The organism is Caulobacter sp. GW821-FHT12F03, assembly GCF_058806855.1.
The window spans coordinates 69,627-83,551 of record NZ_JBXAQC010000008.1; the positions used below are offsets into that span (position 1 = coordinate 69,627).

At 69.7% G+C, this 13,925-nt stretch carries 15 protein-coding genes; 9 read left to right on the plus strand and 6 right to left on the minus strand.

The annotated features are described in order from the left end of the window. Window positions 1-31: 31 nt before the first annotated feature. Window positions 32-502 (plus strand): PaaI family thioesterase, encoded by a 471-nt coding sequence (locus AC1RN0_RS16660; RefSeq protein WP_492788586.1) that lies wholly within the window; start codon window positions 32-34, stop codon window positions 500-502. Then, on the plus strand, window positions 499-1,599 hold the full coding sequence (locus AC1RN0_RS16665) for an HlyD family secretion protein (protein ID WP_492788587.1): 1,101 nt from the start codon (window positions 499-501) through the stop codon (window positions 1,597-1,599). Before AC1RN0_RS16660 ends, AC1RN0_RS16665 begins: the two co-directional genes overlap by 4 nt. Here AC1RN0_RS16665 and AC1RN0_RS16670 read toward each other — a convergent pair. Next, window positions 1,596-1,979 (minus strand): MAPEG family protein, encoded by a 384-nt coding sequence (locus AC1RN0_RS16670; RefSeq protein ID WP_492788588.1) that lies wholly within the window; start codon window positions 1,977-1,979, stop codon window positions 1,596-1,598. The genes AC1RN0_RS16665 and AC1RN0_RS16670 overlap by 4 nt on opposite strands. Window positions 1,980-2,417: 438 nt before the next feature. On the opposite strand from AC1RN0_RS16670, the gene AC1RN0_RS16675 reads away from it, so the two are divergent. Together AC1RN0_RS16675 and AC1RN0_RS16680 are read left to right on the plus strand one after the other, a co-directional pair. After that, window positions 2,418-4,103 (plus strand): lysine--tRNA ligase, encoded by a 1,686-nt coding sequence (locus tag AC1RN0_RS16675; protein WP_492788589.1) that lies wholly within the window; start codon window positions 2,418-2,420, stop codon window positions 4,101-4,103. Window positions 4,104-4,202: 99 nt separating this feature from the next. Next, window positions 4,203-4,787 carry an SH3 domain-containing protein gene (locus tag AC1RN0_RS16680; RefSeq protein ID WP_492788590.1) on the plus strand — a complete coding sequence of 195 codons (585 nt, stop codon included), beginning with the start codon at window positions 4,203-4,205 and terminating at the stop codon, window positions 4,785-4,787. Between the two features lie 56 nt (window positions 4,788-4,843). On the opposite strand, the gene AC1RN0_RS16685 is transcribed toward AC1RN0_RS16680, so the two are convergent. Genes AC1RN0_RS16685 through AC1RN0_RS16695 form a run of 3 tightly spaced genes read right to left on the minus strand, consistent with a single transcriptional unit; the run spans window position 4,844 to window position 6,258 of the window. Further along, the gene (locus AC1RN0_RS16685; protein WP_492788591.1) at window positions 4,844-5,485 is read right to left on the minus strand and encodes a S24 family peptidase; all 642 of its coding nucleotides are present in this window, start codon (window positions 5,483-5,485) and stop codon (window positions 4,844-4,846) included. A 39-nt stretch (window positions 5,486-5,524) separates the two neighbouring features. Next, complete coding sequence (locus AC1RN0_RS16690) at window positions 5,525-5,929, minus strand: hypothetical protein (protein WP_492788592.1); 405 nt, start codon at window positions 5,927-5,929, stop codon at window positions 5,525-5,527. Window positions 5,930-5,931: 2 nt separating this feature from the next. After that, on the minus strand, window positions 5,932-6,258 hold the full coding sequence (locus AC1RN0_RS16695; protein WP_492788593.1) for a hypothetical protein: 327 nt from the start codon (window positions 6,256-6,258) through the stop codon (window positions 5,932-5,934). A 170-nt stretch (window positions 6,259-6,428) separates the two neighbouring features. Between AC1RN0_RS16695 and AC1RN0_RS16700 the strand changes: the two genes are divergently transcribed. From AC1RN0_RS16700 to AC1RN0_RS16720, 5 genes are all read left to right on the plus strand, one after another. Next, entirely contained in the window at window positions 6,429-6,911 is a 483-nt protein-coding gene (locus tag AC1RN0_RS16700; protein WP_492788594.1) for a MerR family transcriptional regulator, read from the plus strand. 33 nt (window positions 6,912-6,944) lie between these two features. Continuing rightward, complete coding sequence (locus AC1RN0_RS16705; RefSeq protein ID WP_492788595.1) at window positions 6,945-8,735, plus strand: acyl-CoA dehydrogenase C-terminal domain-containing protein; 1,791 nt, start codon at window positions 6,945-6,947, stop codon at window positions 8,733-8,735. After that, window positions 8,735-9,898 (plus strand): acyl-CoA dehydrogenase family protein, encoded by a 1,164-nt coding sequence (locus AC1RN0_RS16710; RefSeq protein ID WP_492788596.1) that lies wholly within the window; start codon window positions 8,735-8,737, stop codon window positions 9,896-9,898. Before AC1RN0_RS16705 ends, AC1RN0_RS16710 begins: the two co-directional genes overlap by 1 nt. Next, window positions 9,898-10,359: an OsmC family protein gene (locus tag AC1RN0_RS16715; RefSeq protein WP_492788597.1), complete on the plus strand. Its 462-nt coding sequence runs from the start codon at window positions 9,898-9,900 to the stop codon at window positions 10,357-10,359. Before AC1RN0_RS16710 ends, AC1RN0_RS16715 begins: the two co-directional genes overlap by 1 nt. Before the next feature lie 197 nt (window positions 10,360-10,556). Beyond that, entirely contained in the window at window positions 10,557-12,284 is a 1,728-nt protein-coding gene (locus AC1RN0_RS16720) for an ATP-binding protein (RefSeq protein ID WP_492788598.1), read from the plus strand. A 34-nt stretch (window positions 12,285-12,318) separates the two neighbouring features. Here AC1RN0_RS16720 and AC1RN0_RS16725 read toward each other — a convergent pair whose 3' ends face one another. Together AC1RN0_RS16725 and AC1RN0_RS16730 are read right to left on the minus strand one after the other, a co-directional pair. Next, window positions 12,319-12,726, minus strand: coding sequence for a very short patch repair endonuclease (locus AC1RN0_RS16725; protein WP_492788599.1), 408 nt, complete (start codon window positions 12,724-12,726; stop codon window positions 12,319-12,321). Next, window positions 12,723-13,922: an FAD-dependent oxidoreductase gene (locus AC1RN0_RS16730; protein WP_492788600.1), complete on the minus strand. Its 1,200-nt coding sequence runs from the start codon at window positions 13,920-13,922 to the stop codon at window positions 12,723-12,725. The genes AC1RN0_RS16725 and AC1RN0_RS16730 overlap by 4 nt, the downstream gene beginning before the upstream one ends. Between the last annotated feature and the right edge of the window lie 3 nt (window positions 13,923-13,925).

Below are 13,925 nucleotides of genomic sequence, written 5' to 3' on the forward strand. Positions count from 1 at the left end.
CCGAACTTTCCGCCCCGAAAGGACATCCCCCATGACCCAAGCCGTGCAGGCCCAGGCGCCGGCCAGGCCGCTCGCCGACATGACCGGCCTGGAGCAGATCCAGGCCATCTTCGCCCATGGCGGCCCGCCGACCGGCCTCCCGGCGACGCTCGACTTCGATCACGTCGAGCTGATCGGCGACCGGGTGATCCTCGGCGGCACGCCGGATGAACGTCACTACAACCCGATCGGCACGGTGCACGGCGGCTGGATCGCATCGCTCCTCGACTCCGCTGTCGGCTGCGCTGTCCACGCCAAACTGCCGGCGGGGCAGGGCTACACGACGCTGGAATTGAAGGTGGCCTATCACCGCGCGGTGACCAGCAAGACCGGACCGGTGCGGGCTGAGGGCCGGGTCACGCACCTGGGCCGGCGGGCCGCCTTCGCCGAGGCCAATCTGGTGGATCTCGCGGGCCGGGTCTACGCCAGCGCCACGACCACCTGCCTGGTGTTCGACCGATGAGCGACGCGACGGCCTCCTCTCCCCCCAGGGCCGGCGCCGGACGGCTGCGGGTGCTGATCGTGCTGGCCCTGGCTGTCGTGGTCGGCGGCGCAGGCATCGTCTGGCTGCGGTCGGCCAAGGCCTGGGAGAGCACCGACAACGCCTATCTCAAGACCGACAGCACCAATGTCGCGCCGAAGGTGCGCGGCCTGGTGGCCGAGGTGCTGGTCGCCGAGAACCAGACGGTCGTCGCCGGCCAGCCGCTGATCCGTCTCGACGCCCAGGAATACGCCGCCCGCGTCGCCGCCGCGCGCGCGGATCTCGCCGCCGCGGATGCGTCGGTGGCGGCGGCCGAAGCGGCCCTGACCCGTCTGTCGGCGGAGGAGGCGCTGGCCGCCTCGTCGAGCCGAGAGGCCGCCACCATGATCGCCGCCGCCGACGCCCAGGCCGAGCGCGCCCGGGCCGACTGGCGGCGGTACGAACAACTGGTCAGCACGGGGATGGTCCCGCGCCGGGACGCCGAGCGCGTGCGCGCCGAGTCTGTCGGGGCTACGGCCGAGGCCGCGCGGGCCCGCGCGACGCTGACGGTCCGCCGCGACCAGGCCGCCGTGACCGGCAGTCGCCGGGCCGAGCTGCTGGCCGCCATCGGGCAGGCGCGCGCGGCCCGGGCGAAGGCCGCCGCGGCGCTTGATCTGACACTGCAGGATGAAACGGCCTCGGTGATCCGGGCGCCTGCCGCCGGCATCGTCACCGACCGCCAGGCCCAGATCGGCGACTATGTGCATCCCGGCACGCGCCTGCTGACCCTGGTGCCCGGTCGCGCGGTCTACATCACGGCCAACTTCAAGGAGACCCAGACGGCGCGCATGCTGCCGGGCCAGCGCGCCGAGGTGCGGGTCGACGCCCTGCCCGGCGTGGTGCTCCGGGCGCATGTCGACAGCGTCGCGCCGGGGTCGGGCTCGGAATTCGCCCTGCTGCCGTTCGAACCGGGCTCGGGCAATTTCACCAAGATCGTCCAGCGCATTCCGGTGCGGCTGGTGTTCGACCCCGGCCAGCCGGACGTGAAACGCCTGCGACCGGGGTTGTCGGCGAAGATCCGGGTGCGGCTGCGCGCCTAGCCCAGCTGCGACCGGATCAGGATCACGCCCGCGGTGGCCAGCACCGCGAAGGTCAGCAGGGCGCCCAGCGCCCGGCCGATCAGTATGTTGGTCCACAGGCCGGCGGCGTGCAGCACCCGCGCGGCGGCCAGGGTCGCGGCCAGGCCGCAGACGACCGGCTGCGACGCTCCGCCCATCTCGATCAGACCGATGGCGATGATGGCCAGCGGCGCATACTCGATGAAGTTGGCCTGGGCGCGGATCTTGCGGTTGAAGGCCTCGTCCCCGCCGTCGCCGAAGCTGGTCTTCGTCGCGCGTCGGCGCAGCGCGACCGGCAGGCTGAGCAGCACCAGAAAGATGGCGGCGGCGCCCGTCAGCGCGGATGTGATCGGCAGATCCATTGTCGTTGTCCTCCCCGGGTTCGACGAACGGGAGTCTGGACCGTTGCGGAAGAAAATGCACGCGTCATGAGCGGGACTCCGGGGACGTATAAGGTCGGGACATCGCGAGACATCGGCGGGACTCTGGCGCTGAATCGGGCGGATCGAGGCTCCCGGCGCTCCAGGCGGATGTAGAATGGTCCCATGAAGGATGGTGAGATCATGCGCGGAGGTCCTTCTCCCCTTGCGGGAGAAGGTGTCAGGCGGAGCCCGACGGATGAGGGGTCGATGGCCCCGTCCGCCTCGGGCGCCCTGTCCGTTTGCCGGACTGGCCGGTGAGACCCCTCATCGGACCTGCTGGGCAGGCCACCTTCGCCCGCAGGGGGAGAAGGATCGGAGTGGTGGGGACATTCACCCCCTTCCTTGACCCCGCCCGCTCAATCCCTACAACCCGGGACCATGTTTGAAGGCCTTTCCCATACCGCCCGCGACGCCAAGGCGTGGCCGTTCGAGCAGGCGCGCAACCTGCTGGCCCGCGTGCTGCGCGTCCGTCTCGATGACGCCGAGCGTGATCTCGCCGCGACCCTGATCAACGCCGGCAAGGCCGACGAGGCGTATCGGACCTTCGAGGCCCTGCAGAAGCCGGTGGTGCTTGAGACCGGCTACGGCCCCTCCGGCCTGCCGCACATGGGCACCTTCGGCGAGGTGGCCCGCACGACCATGGTGCGCATGGCCTTCCGCGCCCTGACCGACGACGCCCTGCCCACGCGCCTGATCAGCTTCAGCGACGACATGGACGGCCTGCGCAAGATCCCGCCGAACGTGCCCAACGGCGAGGTCATGCGCGAGGATCTCGACAAGCCGCTGACCGTGGTCCGCGACCCCTACGGCGAGCACGAGAGCTTCGGCCACCACAACAACGCCCGCCTGCGCGCCTTCCTCGACGGCTTCGGCTTCGACTACGAGTTCGTGTCCTCGACCGACTGCTATCGCGGCGGCCGGTTCGACGCGACGCTGCTGACGGCGCTGGAGCGGTTCGACGCGATCCAGAAGATCATGCTGCCCTCGCTGGGCGAGGAACGCCGCGCGACCTATTCGCCGTTCCTGCCGATCAGCCCGAAGACGGGCAAGGTGCTGCAGGTCCCGACGCTGGAGCGTCACCTCGACCGTGGCGCGATCACCTTCCGCGACGAGGACGGCGAACTGACCGAGGTCCCGGTGACCGGCGGCGGGGTGAAGATGCAGTGGCGGCCCGACTGGGCCATGCGCTGGACCGCGCTGGGCATCGACTACGAGATGAGCGGCAAGGACCTGATCGACAGCGTCCGGCTGTCCAACCAGGTCTGCAAGGTGCTCGGCGGCACGCCGCCCGAAGGGTTCCACTACGAGCTCTTCATGGACGAGAACAACCTGAAGATCTCCAAGACCAAGGGCAACGGCCTGACCATGGAGGAGTGGCTGCGCTACGGTGCGCCCGAGAGCCTCGCCTACTACATGTTCCAGAGCCCCAAGTCGGCGAAGAAGCTCTATTTCGACGTCATCCCCAAGGCGACGGACGAGTACCTGCAGCAGCTGGACGCGTTCAACCGCAAGCGGGCCGAGGGCGAGAACGCCGTCGACCTGAACAACCCGGCCTGGCACGTTCACATGGGCCGCCCGCCGGAAGCCGGCTCGCCGGTGTCGTTCTCGCTGATGCTGAACCTGGTCTCGGCCGGCAACGCTTCTGACCGCGACGTCCTGTGGGGTTTCCTGACCCGCTACATTCCAGGCGCCACGCCGCAGACCCAGCCGTTGCTCGACCGGCTCGTCGACTACGCGATGAATTACTACGAGGATTTCGTCGCCCCGACGAAGGCCTTCCGCGCGGCCACCGACCAGGAGCGCGCGGCGATGGAGGACCTGCTGGCCCGCTTCCGCGCCCTGCCGTCCGGCTGCCAGGACGCCGAGCAGATCCAGTTTGAGGTCTACGAGGCCGGCAAGGCGCACGGGTTCGACCCGCTGCGCCTGTGGTTCCAGGGGCTGTACGAGGTGCTGCTGGGCCAGACCCAGGGGCCGCGCTTCGGCTCGTTCGCGGCCATCTTCGGTCTCGACAAGACTATCCAGCTGATCGAGGACGGCCTCGCCGGCAAGCTGCTGGCCGCCTGAACGGAACCTGACAGGCCCGCCCCGACCCCGTTCAGACGGGGCGGGGCATTCTCCTCCTCACAGACGGGCGACGCCCGCTGAGTTTCGAGGAGACCTGTTATGACCAAGATCCTGAACGCCAAGATCGTCTCGGCCACCCTGGCCCTGTCCGTTGCCGCCGCCCTGGGCGCCGCGCCGATGGCCGCGAACGCCGCCGAGAGCGGCCCCTTCGCCTGCGCCGCCAGCGGCCAGAAGCAGGAAAAGGGCGCGCTGATCGGCGCGGTGCTGGGCGGCCTGCTCGGCTCGCAGGTGTCGAAGAACGAACGCGCCGCGGGCGCTGTCGTCGGCGCCGGCCTCGGCGCGGCCGTGGGCTCCTACGCCGGCTGCAACACCCAGGTGAAGGAGGCTTACGCCGCCGGAACCTACCAGGTCGGCGGCCGCACCCTGGCCGGCTATGTCCAGCCCGCCCGCTTCGAGCGCGCCGGCGGCCAGTACGCCGCGACCACGCGGGTCAACCTGCGCGCCGCCCCGACCACCAGCGCCCGCGCCGTGGGCATGCTGCAGCCGGGCGAGCGCTTCCAGGCCATGGCCACGACCAACAACGGTCGCTGGGTTCTGGTCGGCCGTAACGGTGTCGGCGTCGGCTACGTCGCCCGCGCCTACGTCATGCCCTCGGGCTACCAGCGGGCGGCCTACGGCTACTAAGGCGGCAGTCTTTTGCTGATCGCGGGGCCGGCTTCTCAGGGAGCCGGCCCTTGCCGTTACTGGCTGGCCCAGAGGATGCGGGCGATCCAGGCGACGTCCTTCCGCTCCAGCGTGCGGCCGGGGTAGTCGGGATTGAGTGACTTGAGTTCGATCGACCGGGCGGAGATCCGCGCCACTTCCTTGGCCAGCACCTCGCCGGCGACGGTCTTGACCACCACCCGGTCGCCGCGCCGAGGCTCGGGCCCGGCCGGGTCGACCACGATGCGATCGCCCTCGCGATAGACGGGCGCCATCGAGTCGCCGCTGATCTCCAGCGCATAGACCCCGTCGCGGGCGAGGCCCGGGAAATCGATCTCGTCCCAGCCCTGGCCGACGGGAAAGCCCGCGTCGTCGAAGAAGCCGTCGTCGCCCGCCTGGGCGAAGCCGATCAGCGGCACGCCGCGCACGGCCGCCGCGCCGCCGCCTTCGGCCAAGGCGGCGAACTCGGCGAACGACACCCCGGTCGCCTCCAGAACCTTGGACAGGCTTTCCGTCGACGGCCAGCGCGGCCGCGCCTCGGCATCGTTCGATACCCGCTTGGAGCGGTTGAAACTTGTCGGATCCAGCCCGGCCAGCTTCGCCAGCGCCGAGGCGGTCATGTCGAACCGCGCGGCCAGCAGGTCGATGGCGTGCCAGATCTGGGTATGGGACGGGCGCATGGTGCGAGGAAAATAATCCGGCGAGTTAGGAAAGTAAACCTACCGCTCGTGTGGTTTCGGCGGAAACCAGGCGCCGAGCGCTAGCACGCCGACGGCGCCAAAGGCCATCACCGCCAGAAACGACAGGTGGACGCGCACGTCGAGCCCGCTCTCGACCCATTTGGCCACGTCGCCGGCCAGGGCCAGCATCTGGAAGCCGCAGGCGTAGACCGGCCAGGGGCGCGGCGAGCGCCAGGTCAGGCCGATCAGGGCGCAGAGCACGGTCGCGTCGATGATCGGCAGCCAGAGCCCCGGCGACGGCTCGCCGGACAGCCATTGGGCGAAGAGCGAGGCCAGCCAGGCGCTGATGAACAGGGCGGCGCCGCGCCGTTCCACTTCGCCCCCCCGCACCAGGGCGCCGGCCGCGGCGACCATCAACAAGACGGCAAAGGCGACGAGCGTCATGGTCAGTCTGTCGGCAGCCGCTCCTCCCGGCCCTCCAGCGGTTTGACCAGCGGGCCGAAGCCCAAATCTCCCAGTCCCAGCGCCTGACCGAGGCTTCCCATTTCACCGTGCGTCCGCACCATCTCGCGCTGTGCTTCGCCGAGCGCATCGACGGCGGCGGTGACGCGCATCAGCGCGCGATCTCCCGTGGCGGGCGGCAGGCCGAGCGCACGGCGTGCGTCCATCATCCGCCGCATCAGGCCCACGGCCTGGGCAAGGGCTTCTTCGACGGCCGCCTCTGTCTTGAAGAGCGACTCCGCGACAGCCGATGCGATCGCATTCCTGTCCATCTGCCCCACCCCCCGAAAGCCAAGGTTCCGGACGCGGAATGGATCACGCGGGGCGATCAACCGCAAGGATACAATCGGAGGTAAACATCACAGAAATGCGATTGTTGACGTTGACGTAAAGGGCATATACGCCTGCCTCAACAAGAAACGGTGGCAACGGGAGGAAACAAATGCCAACCGAACTGCGGCGTCCTGAACGCACCTTCACCATTCGCCAGCTCTGCACCGAGTTCAAGGCCACGCCCCGTGCGTTGCGCTTCTACGAGGACAAGGGCCTGCTGACCCCCGCCCGCGACGGCATGAACCGGGTCTACTCCTACAAGGATCGCGCCCGCCTGATCCTGATCCTCCGCGGCAAGCGGGTGGGTCTGTCGCTGCAGGAAATCCGCGAAATCCTCGAGCTCTATGGCGAACACGACCAGGCCATGCAGCAGAACGCCCACTCCCTGAAGAAATTCAAGGAGAAGATCGTCGACCTCGAGCAGCAGCGCGAGGACATCGAAGGCGCGATCACCGAACTGCGCGAGGCCTGCGACCGTCTCGAGAAGCATCTGTCCGAGAAGCGTCCGGACCTGCTGCCCAAGGCCGCCGACTACGACCAGATGCTGCGCGCGCGACTGGACGGTCACGCCGAGCACGCCCTCGGCAAATAGCCGGGGCCACATCCTGAACTGAACGGAGCGCCCATGGCCTATCAGCCGCCGGCTCGCGACCACGTGTTCCTCCTGCGCGACGTGCTGGAGATCGACCGTTACGCCAATCTTCCCACGTTCGCCGACGCCTCCATGGACGTCGTCGAACAGATCATCGAGGAAGCGGCGAAGTTCACCAGCGAGGTGCTCGCGCCTCTGAACCGTGTGGGCGACAGGCAGGGCTGCACCTGGAGCCCCGACTTCACGGTCAGGACGCCGGACGGCTTCAAGGAGGCCTACAAGCAGCTCTGCGCCGGCGGCTGGACGGGCCTTGGCTCCGACACCGCCTATGGCGGCCAGGGTCTGCCGCACGTGGTCAACCTGGCCTTCAGCGAGATGTCGAGCTCGGCCAACATGGCCTTCTCAATGTATCCGGGCCTGGCCCACGGCGCCTATTCGGCGATCCACACCGGCGGCAGCGACGACCAGAAGCAGACCTATCTGCCCAAGATGGTGTCGGGCGAGTGGACCGGCACCATGAACCTGACCGAGCCGCACTGCGGCACGGACCTGGGCCTGCTGCGCACCAAGGCGGTTCCGGACGCCGACGGCAGCTATCGCATCAGCGGCCAGAAGATCTGGATCAGCGCCGGCGAGCACGACATGGCGGACAACATCGTCCACCTGGTGCTGGCCCGCATCGAGGGCGCGCCGGCCGGGGTGAAGGGCATCAGCCTGTTCATCGTGCCCAAGTTCCTGCCCAACCCCGACGGCTCGGTCGGTCCGCGCAACGAGGGCGTCAAGTGCGTCGGCCTCGAAGAGAAGATGGGCATCCACGGCAACGCCACCTGCGTGATGCAGTACGAGGACGCCAAGGGCTGGCTGATCGGCGAAGAGAACAGCGGCCTGAAGCTGATGTTCGTGATGATGAACGAGGCCCGCATCGGCGTCGGCCTGCAGGGCATCGCCCAGGGCGAGGCCGCCTACCAGGCCGCGCGCGATTTCGCCCGTGACCGCCTGCAGGGCCGTTCCCTGACCGGCCCGAAGAATCCCGGCGGCCCGGCCGATCCGATCCTCGTCCACCCCGACGTGCGCCGCATGCTGCTCGACAGCCGGGCGGTCATCGAGGGCGGCCGCGCCTTCCTGTTCTGGACCGCCCTGCACGGCGACCTGAGCCACGGCCATCCCGACGAGGCCGTGCGCCAGAAGGCCAACGACTACATGGGGCTGCTGACCCCGGTGCTGAAAGGCTATCTGACCGACAAGGGCTTCAAGGCCTGCGTCGACGGCATGCAGGTGCACGGCGGCAGCGGCTTCACCGAACACTTCCCCGCCAGCCAGTACCTGCGCGACTGCCGCATCGCCCTGATCTACGAGGGCACCAACGGCATCCAGGCGCTTGATCTGGTCGGCCGCAAGCTGGCGGCCAACGGCGGCCGGGCGGTGATGAGCTTCTTCGCCGAGATCGACGCCTTCGTTGAGGAGAACGCCGCCGATCCGCAGCTCAAGGTCTTCCTCGACGGCCTGGCCTCGGCCAAGGCCCAGTTGCAGGACGGCACCATGTGGCTGATGCAGAACGGCCTGCAGAACCCCGACAACGCCGGGGCCGCCTCGACCGACTACATGCATCTCTTCGGGATCACGGGCCTGGCCTACATGTGGGCCCTGATGGCCAAGGTCTCGCTGGCGAAGATCGCCGCGGGCGACACCGACCCCTTCTATGCGAACAAGATCTCGGTCGGGCAGTACTTCCTCGAACGCATCCTGCCGGACGCCGGCGCTCACCTGACCAAGCTGAAGGCCGGTTCGGCCAACATGATGTCCATTCCCGCGGAGGCCTTCTGATGGGCGTTCTCAATCTCGACCGCACGCCCGCCCTCGCCGACGAGGAAATTGTGCTCTTCAACGACTCCGTCGGCCGTTTCTTCGAGGACAAGGCCCCGGAATCGCGCGTCGCGAAGTGGCGCGAGGACGGCGTGGTCGAACGGGCCTTCTGGACCGAGTCCGCCCAGGCCGGCCTGTCCTGCCTGTCGATCCCCGAGGAATACGGCGGCCTCGGCGGCGACTACCGCCATGAGGTCATCCTCATGGAACAGCTGGGCGCCAAGGGCGTCGACGGCTTCGGCCTGTCGCTGCACAACGCCATCGTCGCCCACTACATTCTCAAGTACGGCACCGAAGACCAGAAGCAGCGCTGGCTGCCGAAGATGGCCACCTGCGAGCTGATCAGTGCCATCGCCATGACCGAGCCGGGCGCCGGCTCCGACCTGCAGGGCATCAAGACCACGGCCCGGCTCGACGGCGACGCCTACGTCCTCAATGGCTCGAAGACCTTCATCACCAACGGCCAGACGGCCAACCTGATCGTGGTCGTCTGCAAGACCGACCCGACCCAGGGCGCCCGCGGCACATCGCTGCTGGTGGTCGAGACCGACAACGCGCCGGGCTTCGAGCGCGGCCGCAACCTCGACAAGCTGGGCATGGAGGCGGCCGATACCTCCGAACTCTTCTTCAACGACGTCCGCGTGCCCGTCGCCAACCTGCTGGGCGAGACCGAGGGCCAGGGCTTCTTCCAGCTGATGGGCCAGCTGCCGCAGGAGCGGCTGAACATCGCCATCCAGGGCATCGCCACCATCGAGCGGGCGCTGGCCCTGACCATCGACTACGTCAAGCAGCGCGGCGCCTTCGGCAAGAAGATCATCGACTTCCAGAACACCCAGTTCGTGCTGGCCGAGTGCAAGACCGAGGCGACCATCGCCCGGGTGTTCGTCGACCACTGCATCGAGCAGCACGTGCGGGAGAAGCTGGACGCCGCCACGGCGTCGATGGCCAAGTACTGGGTCACCGACCTCGAGAACAAGATCATCGACCGCTGCCTGCAGCTCTACGGCGGCTTCGGCTACATGTCCGAGTACCCGATCGCCCGCATGTACCGCGACAGCCGCGTGCAGCGGATCTACGGCGGGACCAACGAGGTCATGAAGGTGCTGATCGCCCGCACGCTCTGATGCCGCACGTCGCCACCATCGTCTGGACCGGCAAGCCGGGCGAGGACTTCGCCGCCGGTCACTACAGCCGCGCCCACGAGGTCGTGTTCGACGGCGGGATCACGGTGCCGGGGTCCGCTTCGCCCTCCGTGGTCAAGGCGCCCTGGTCGGTCGAGGCGGCCGCCGACCCTGAAGAGATGCTGATCGCGGCCCTGTCGTCCTGTCACATGCTGACGTTTCTCGACAAGGCGCGACGCGCCGGCTTCGTCGTTACGGCCTACCGCGACGAGGCCGAGGGCGTGATGCGCAAGACCGCCGAGGGGAAGATCGCGGTGACCCGGGTCGCCCTGCGGCCGCGGATCACCTTCGAAGGCCGCGAGCCGACGCCCGAGGCGCTCGACGCCCTGCACCATGCGGCGCACGAGGAGTGCTTCATCGCCAACTCGGTCAAGACCGAGGTCGTCGTCGAGGCGCCGCTCTAGACGACGCCGCGCCGGTCAGGCCGCGGTCCCTGGCGCGCGGCCCGCCGCCGAAAGGGGGCGTCCGACAAGAGCCGGGCCGCCCATTTCGGGCGCGATGAGCCGTTAACCCTTTCGAAGACCGCCGCTCTTTCACTGAGTCTTAGGGAGACTGCACTCATTGTGGCGTCAAGACCGGGGAGGTCGCCGTGACGACGACAATGGAATTATCGGACAAATTCGGGATCGCGGCCTCGGCCGTCGCACGGCGACGCCACCTGGGCCTGCGGATCGCCACCGCCCTGGTGGTCGGCGCCGCGTTGCATTTCGCGCTCGGCTGGTGGATGACCTGGCTCTGGTCGGCCGCCTACATCGGCACCCAACTGCTGGAATCCTGGATCGCCCCCCGCCTGCTGCGCAAGCCGGTCGAGACGCCCGCCGAAGCGGCCAACACTGCGGTGGTCCTGTTCTTCCCCGGGGCGCTGGTGTTCGGCGGCCTGGCCGTGGCGCTGTGGCTCAGCGTGCCGGGCTACGGCCCCGCCCTGGGCGTGGCGGTCATCGCCAGCGCCATGATCAACCTGATCGCCCTCAGCCGCGGCTCGCGGCTGGCCTTCGCCGCGTCGGCGACGCCCTACGGCCTGTACCTGCTGGTCATGCCGATGCTCGATTACGGCCGTGTGGCCGGACCGCTGCTGACCACGATGATGATCGGCGTCGGTCTGATCATGCTCAACATCATCGGCGCCTGGATCAGCACCGAGGAGGCGCGCCGGGCCCAGATGATGGCGCACGAGGAGGCGGACCGCCGCCGCGCCGAGGCCGAGGCCGCCGTCGAGGCCAAGTCCGCCTATCTGGCGATGATCAGCCATGAGCTGCGCACCCCGATCAGCGCCATTCTCGCCGGCGCCGCCGAGCTGGAGCGCACCTCGCCCGGGCAGGGCCGCGCCCAGGCCCGCCTGATCAAGGGCGCCGGCCAGATGATGCGCGGCCTGCTCGACGACCTGCTCGACCTGTCCAAGATCGAGGTCGGCCGCATGGAGGTTGAATGCATCCCCTTCGATCTCCGCGCCCTCGTCAACGAGGCCCTGCGGATGTGGCAGCCCGAGGCGCGCAACAAGGGCCTGAAGCTGCGCGTCGAGGGCGCGCATGAACTGCCCGACTGGGTCAGGGGCGACCCGACCCGCCTGCGGCAGGTGCTCAACAACCTGATCTCCAACGCGCTCAAGTTCACCGCCAAGGGATCGATCACCCTGCGCCTGTCGGCCCAGCTGACCGGCGAAGGCTGGCGAATCCAGGTGGCCGTGGCCGACACCGGCCCGGGCATGACGCCCGAGCAGGTCGCCCGGCTGTTCACGCCGTTCGACCAGCTGGACGCCGGCACGGCCCGCAAACACGGCGGTTCCGGCCTCGGCCTGGCGATCAGCCGAGAACTGGCCCGCCTGATGGGCGGCGAGCTGACCGCCGCCAGCGCTCCGGGCGAGGGCGCGGTCTTCACGCTCGATCTTGTCCTGGCGAGCGCCGAGTCGCTTGCCGAACCCGCGGCACCGGAAGCGGTCGCGGCCCGCGTGCTGGTGGTCGACGACCACGCCGTCAACCGCCAGGCCATCGCCCTGGTGCTGGCCCCCCTGGGCATCGTTCCGGAGACGGCGGCCTCGGCCGAGGAGGGCCTTGAGCGGCTCGCGGTGGAGGCCTTCGACGTGGTGCTGATGGACGTCTACATGCCGGACATGGACGGGCGGGAGGCCACGCGCCGCCTGCGCGCCGTGGCCGGGCCGAACCAGACCGTGCCGGTCATCGCCATCACCGCCTCGGCCACCGAACGCGACTGGGAGGCCTGCCGCGCGGCCGGGATGAACGGCCACGTGGCCAAGCCGATCGAACCGGCGGCCCTGTACGCGGCGCTCGACGCCGTCCTGCTGGCGGCCGAGGACGCGCGCGCCGCGGCCTGATCGAAGGGGACGCGCACCTTCGTTCGAGGCCCCGTCAGGCCAGCATCGCCGACAGCCGCGCGGCCAGCGCGGCCTCGTCCTTCAGGTCGCATTCCCAGATCGTCTCGACACGCCAGCCGGCGGCCTCAAGCGCCGCGCGGCTGGCGATGTCGCGTTCGCGGTTGCGGCCGACCTTGCCGAGCCAGTAGTCGCGATTGGCCTTGGGAACCCGCGCGCCGCGGGCGCAGTCGTGGCCGTGCCAGAAGCAGCCGTGCACGAAGATCGCCAGCCGCCGACCGGGCAGGACGATGTCGGGCCTGCCCGGCAGATCCTTGCGATGCAGCCGGTAACGCGCGCCAAGGCCGGTCAGCAGGCGTCGCACCGTCTTCTCCGGCCCGGTGTCGCGTCCCTTGACCTGTCGCATGACGGCCGAACGCTTCTCCGGGTCGAATACGTCGGTCATGGCCGGGTGACGTCCGGCCAGCGGCTGAAGCGCGCCGTCCCGGTCAGCACCGCCGCGCCGAACCGGCGGATGCCCGGCGCCCGCGACAGCGGTGTGAACAGCCAGCGCCGCACCGCGGCCCAGAAGCCCCCGTGCGACTGGAACAGCGGCGTCATGGCCCAGGAGATGAACTGGTAGGGCATCACGTGCCAGCGGCGGCTCGTCTCGTAGGCGCCGGCCGTGACGACCACCGACGTCGTCGGGGCGGCGAACCGCTCGCCCAGCTCGACCGCGTCGACCAGCGCCAGGTTGGCGCCCTGGCCGAGCTGCGGACTGGTCCCGTGGGCGGCGTCGCCGATCAGCAGGGTGGCGTCCCGGCTCCAGCGGCCGACCCAGACGTCGCGGTAGACAGCGCGGGCCATGTCCTGCGCCCCGGCAAGGGTGTCGATCAGCGGCGCCGCGGCCGGCCAGACCTGCCGAACGCGCGCCTTCCAGGCGTCGAAGTCGCCGGTGAAGAAGGCGTCCATATCGGCCACCGGCAGGGACCAGAACAGGCTGACCAGCGGCGTGTCGCCGCCATCGGGGGCCCGGCCCACCGGCAGGACGCCGACCATCACCTCGGCCCGGTCGTAGATCTGGCGCAGGGCGCCGGTCCAGGCGCCGTCCGGATCGGGGGCGTTGGCCCAGACCGCGCCCCAGGGATAGGGCCGGGCCCGGCTGCGAGGCCTGATCTGGCCGCGCAGGCTGGATGCCGACCCGTCGGCGATCACCGCCAGGTCGAACGGGCCATGGGCGCGGCCGGCGGCGTCGTGCAGCACGGGTCGCCGATGATCCTCGACGCGGAGGATGCGGGCGCCGGTGACCAGGGTCGCGCCCGCCGGCGCGAGGGCCCGGTGCAGGGTGTCGAACAGCACGCCGCGATGGATGCCGACGCCATGCCCGCCTTTTCGCCAGTCGGCGTAGTCGACGTCGAGCACCTTGCGGCCTGTCAGGTCGCGACCGTCGAGCCGCTCGACGCGGGCGCCCCGATCGCGGATGGCGGCCTCAAGTCCGAGGGCGCCCAGCGCCTTCAGGCCGGTCGGCTGCAGCAGCAGGCCCGACCCGACGGGCCGGGGCGCGACGAACGCCTCCAGCAGCGTGACCTCATGGCCGCGCCGGGCCAGGGCGAGGGCCGCGCCCATGCCCCCGACCCCGCACCCGACCACGGCCGCCCTCACGAG

What these genes read in the sequence shown, in the direction of transcription:
- AC1RN0_RS16720 (WP_492788598.1), top strand. Translation starts at nt 10,557, where the DNA reads ATGGAATTATCGGACAAATTCGGGATCGCGGCCTCGGCCGTCGCACGG.
- AC1RN0_RS16700 (WP_492788594.1), top strand. Translation starts at nt 6,429, where the DNA reads ATGCCAACCGAACTGCGGCGTCCTGAACGCACCTTCACCATTCGCCAG.
- AC1RN0_RS16670 (WP_492788588.1), bottom strand. Translation starts at nt 1,979, where the DNA reads ATGGATCTGCCGATCACATCCGCGCTGACGGGCGCCGCCGCCATCTTT.
- AC1RN0_RS16725 (WP_492788599.1), bottom strand. Translation starts at nt 12,726, where the DNA reads ATGACCGACGTATTCGACCCGGAGAAGCGTTCGGCCGTCATGCGACAG.
- AC1RN0_RS16665 (WP_492788587.1), top strand. Translation starts at nt 499, where the DNA reads ATGAGCGACGCGACGGCCTCCTCTCCCCCCAGGGCCGGCGCCGGACGG.
- AC1RN0_RS16695 (WP_492788593.1), bottom strand. Translation starts at nt 6,258, where the DNA reads ATGGACAGGAATGCGATCGCATCGGCTGTCGCGGAGTCGCTCTTCAAG.
- AC1RN0_RS16685 (WP_492788591.1), bottom strand. Translation starts at nt 5,485, where the DNA reads ATGCGCCCGTCCCATACCCAGATCTGGCACGCCATCGACCTGCTGGCC.
- AC1RN0_RS16690 (WP_492788592.1), bottom strand. Translation starts at nt 5,929, where the DNA reads ATGACGCTCGTCGCCTTTGCCGTCTTGTTGATGGTCGCCGCGGCCGGC.
- AC1RN0_RS16715 (WP_492788597.1), top strand. Translation starts at nt 9,898, where the DNA reads ATGCCGCACGTCGCCACCATCGTCTGGACCGGCAAGCCGGGCGAGGAC.
- AC1RN0_RS16675 (WP_492788589.1), top strand. Translation starts at nt 2,418, where the DNA reads ATGTTTGAAGGCCTTTCCCATACCGCCCGCGACGCCAAGGCGTGGCCG.
- AC1RN0_RS16705 (WP_492788595.1), top strand. Translation starts at nt 6,945, where the DNA reads ATGGCCTATCAGCCGCCGGCTCGCGACCACGTGTTCCTCCTGCGCGAC.
- AC1RN0_RS16710 (WP_492788596.1), top strand. Translation starts at nt 8,735, where the DNA reads ATGGGCGTTCTCAATCTCGACCGCACGCCCGCCCTCGCCGACGAGGAA.
- AC1RN0_RS16680 (WP_492788590.1), top strand. Translation starts at nt 4,203, where the DNA reads ATGACCAAGATCCTGAACGCCAAGATCGTCTCGGCCACCCTGGCCCTG.
- AC1RN0_RS16660 (WP_492788586.1), top strand. Translation starts at nt 32, where the DNA reads ATGACCCAAGCCGTGCAGGCCCAGGCGCCGGCCAGGCCGCTCGCCGAC.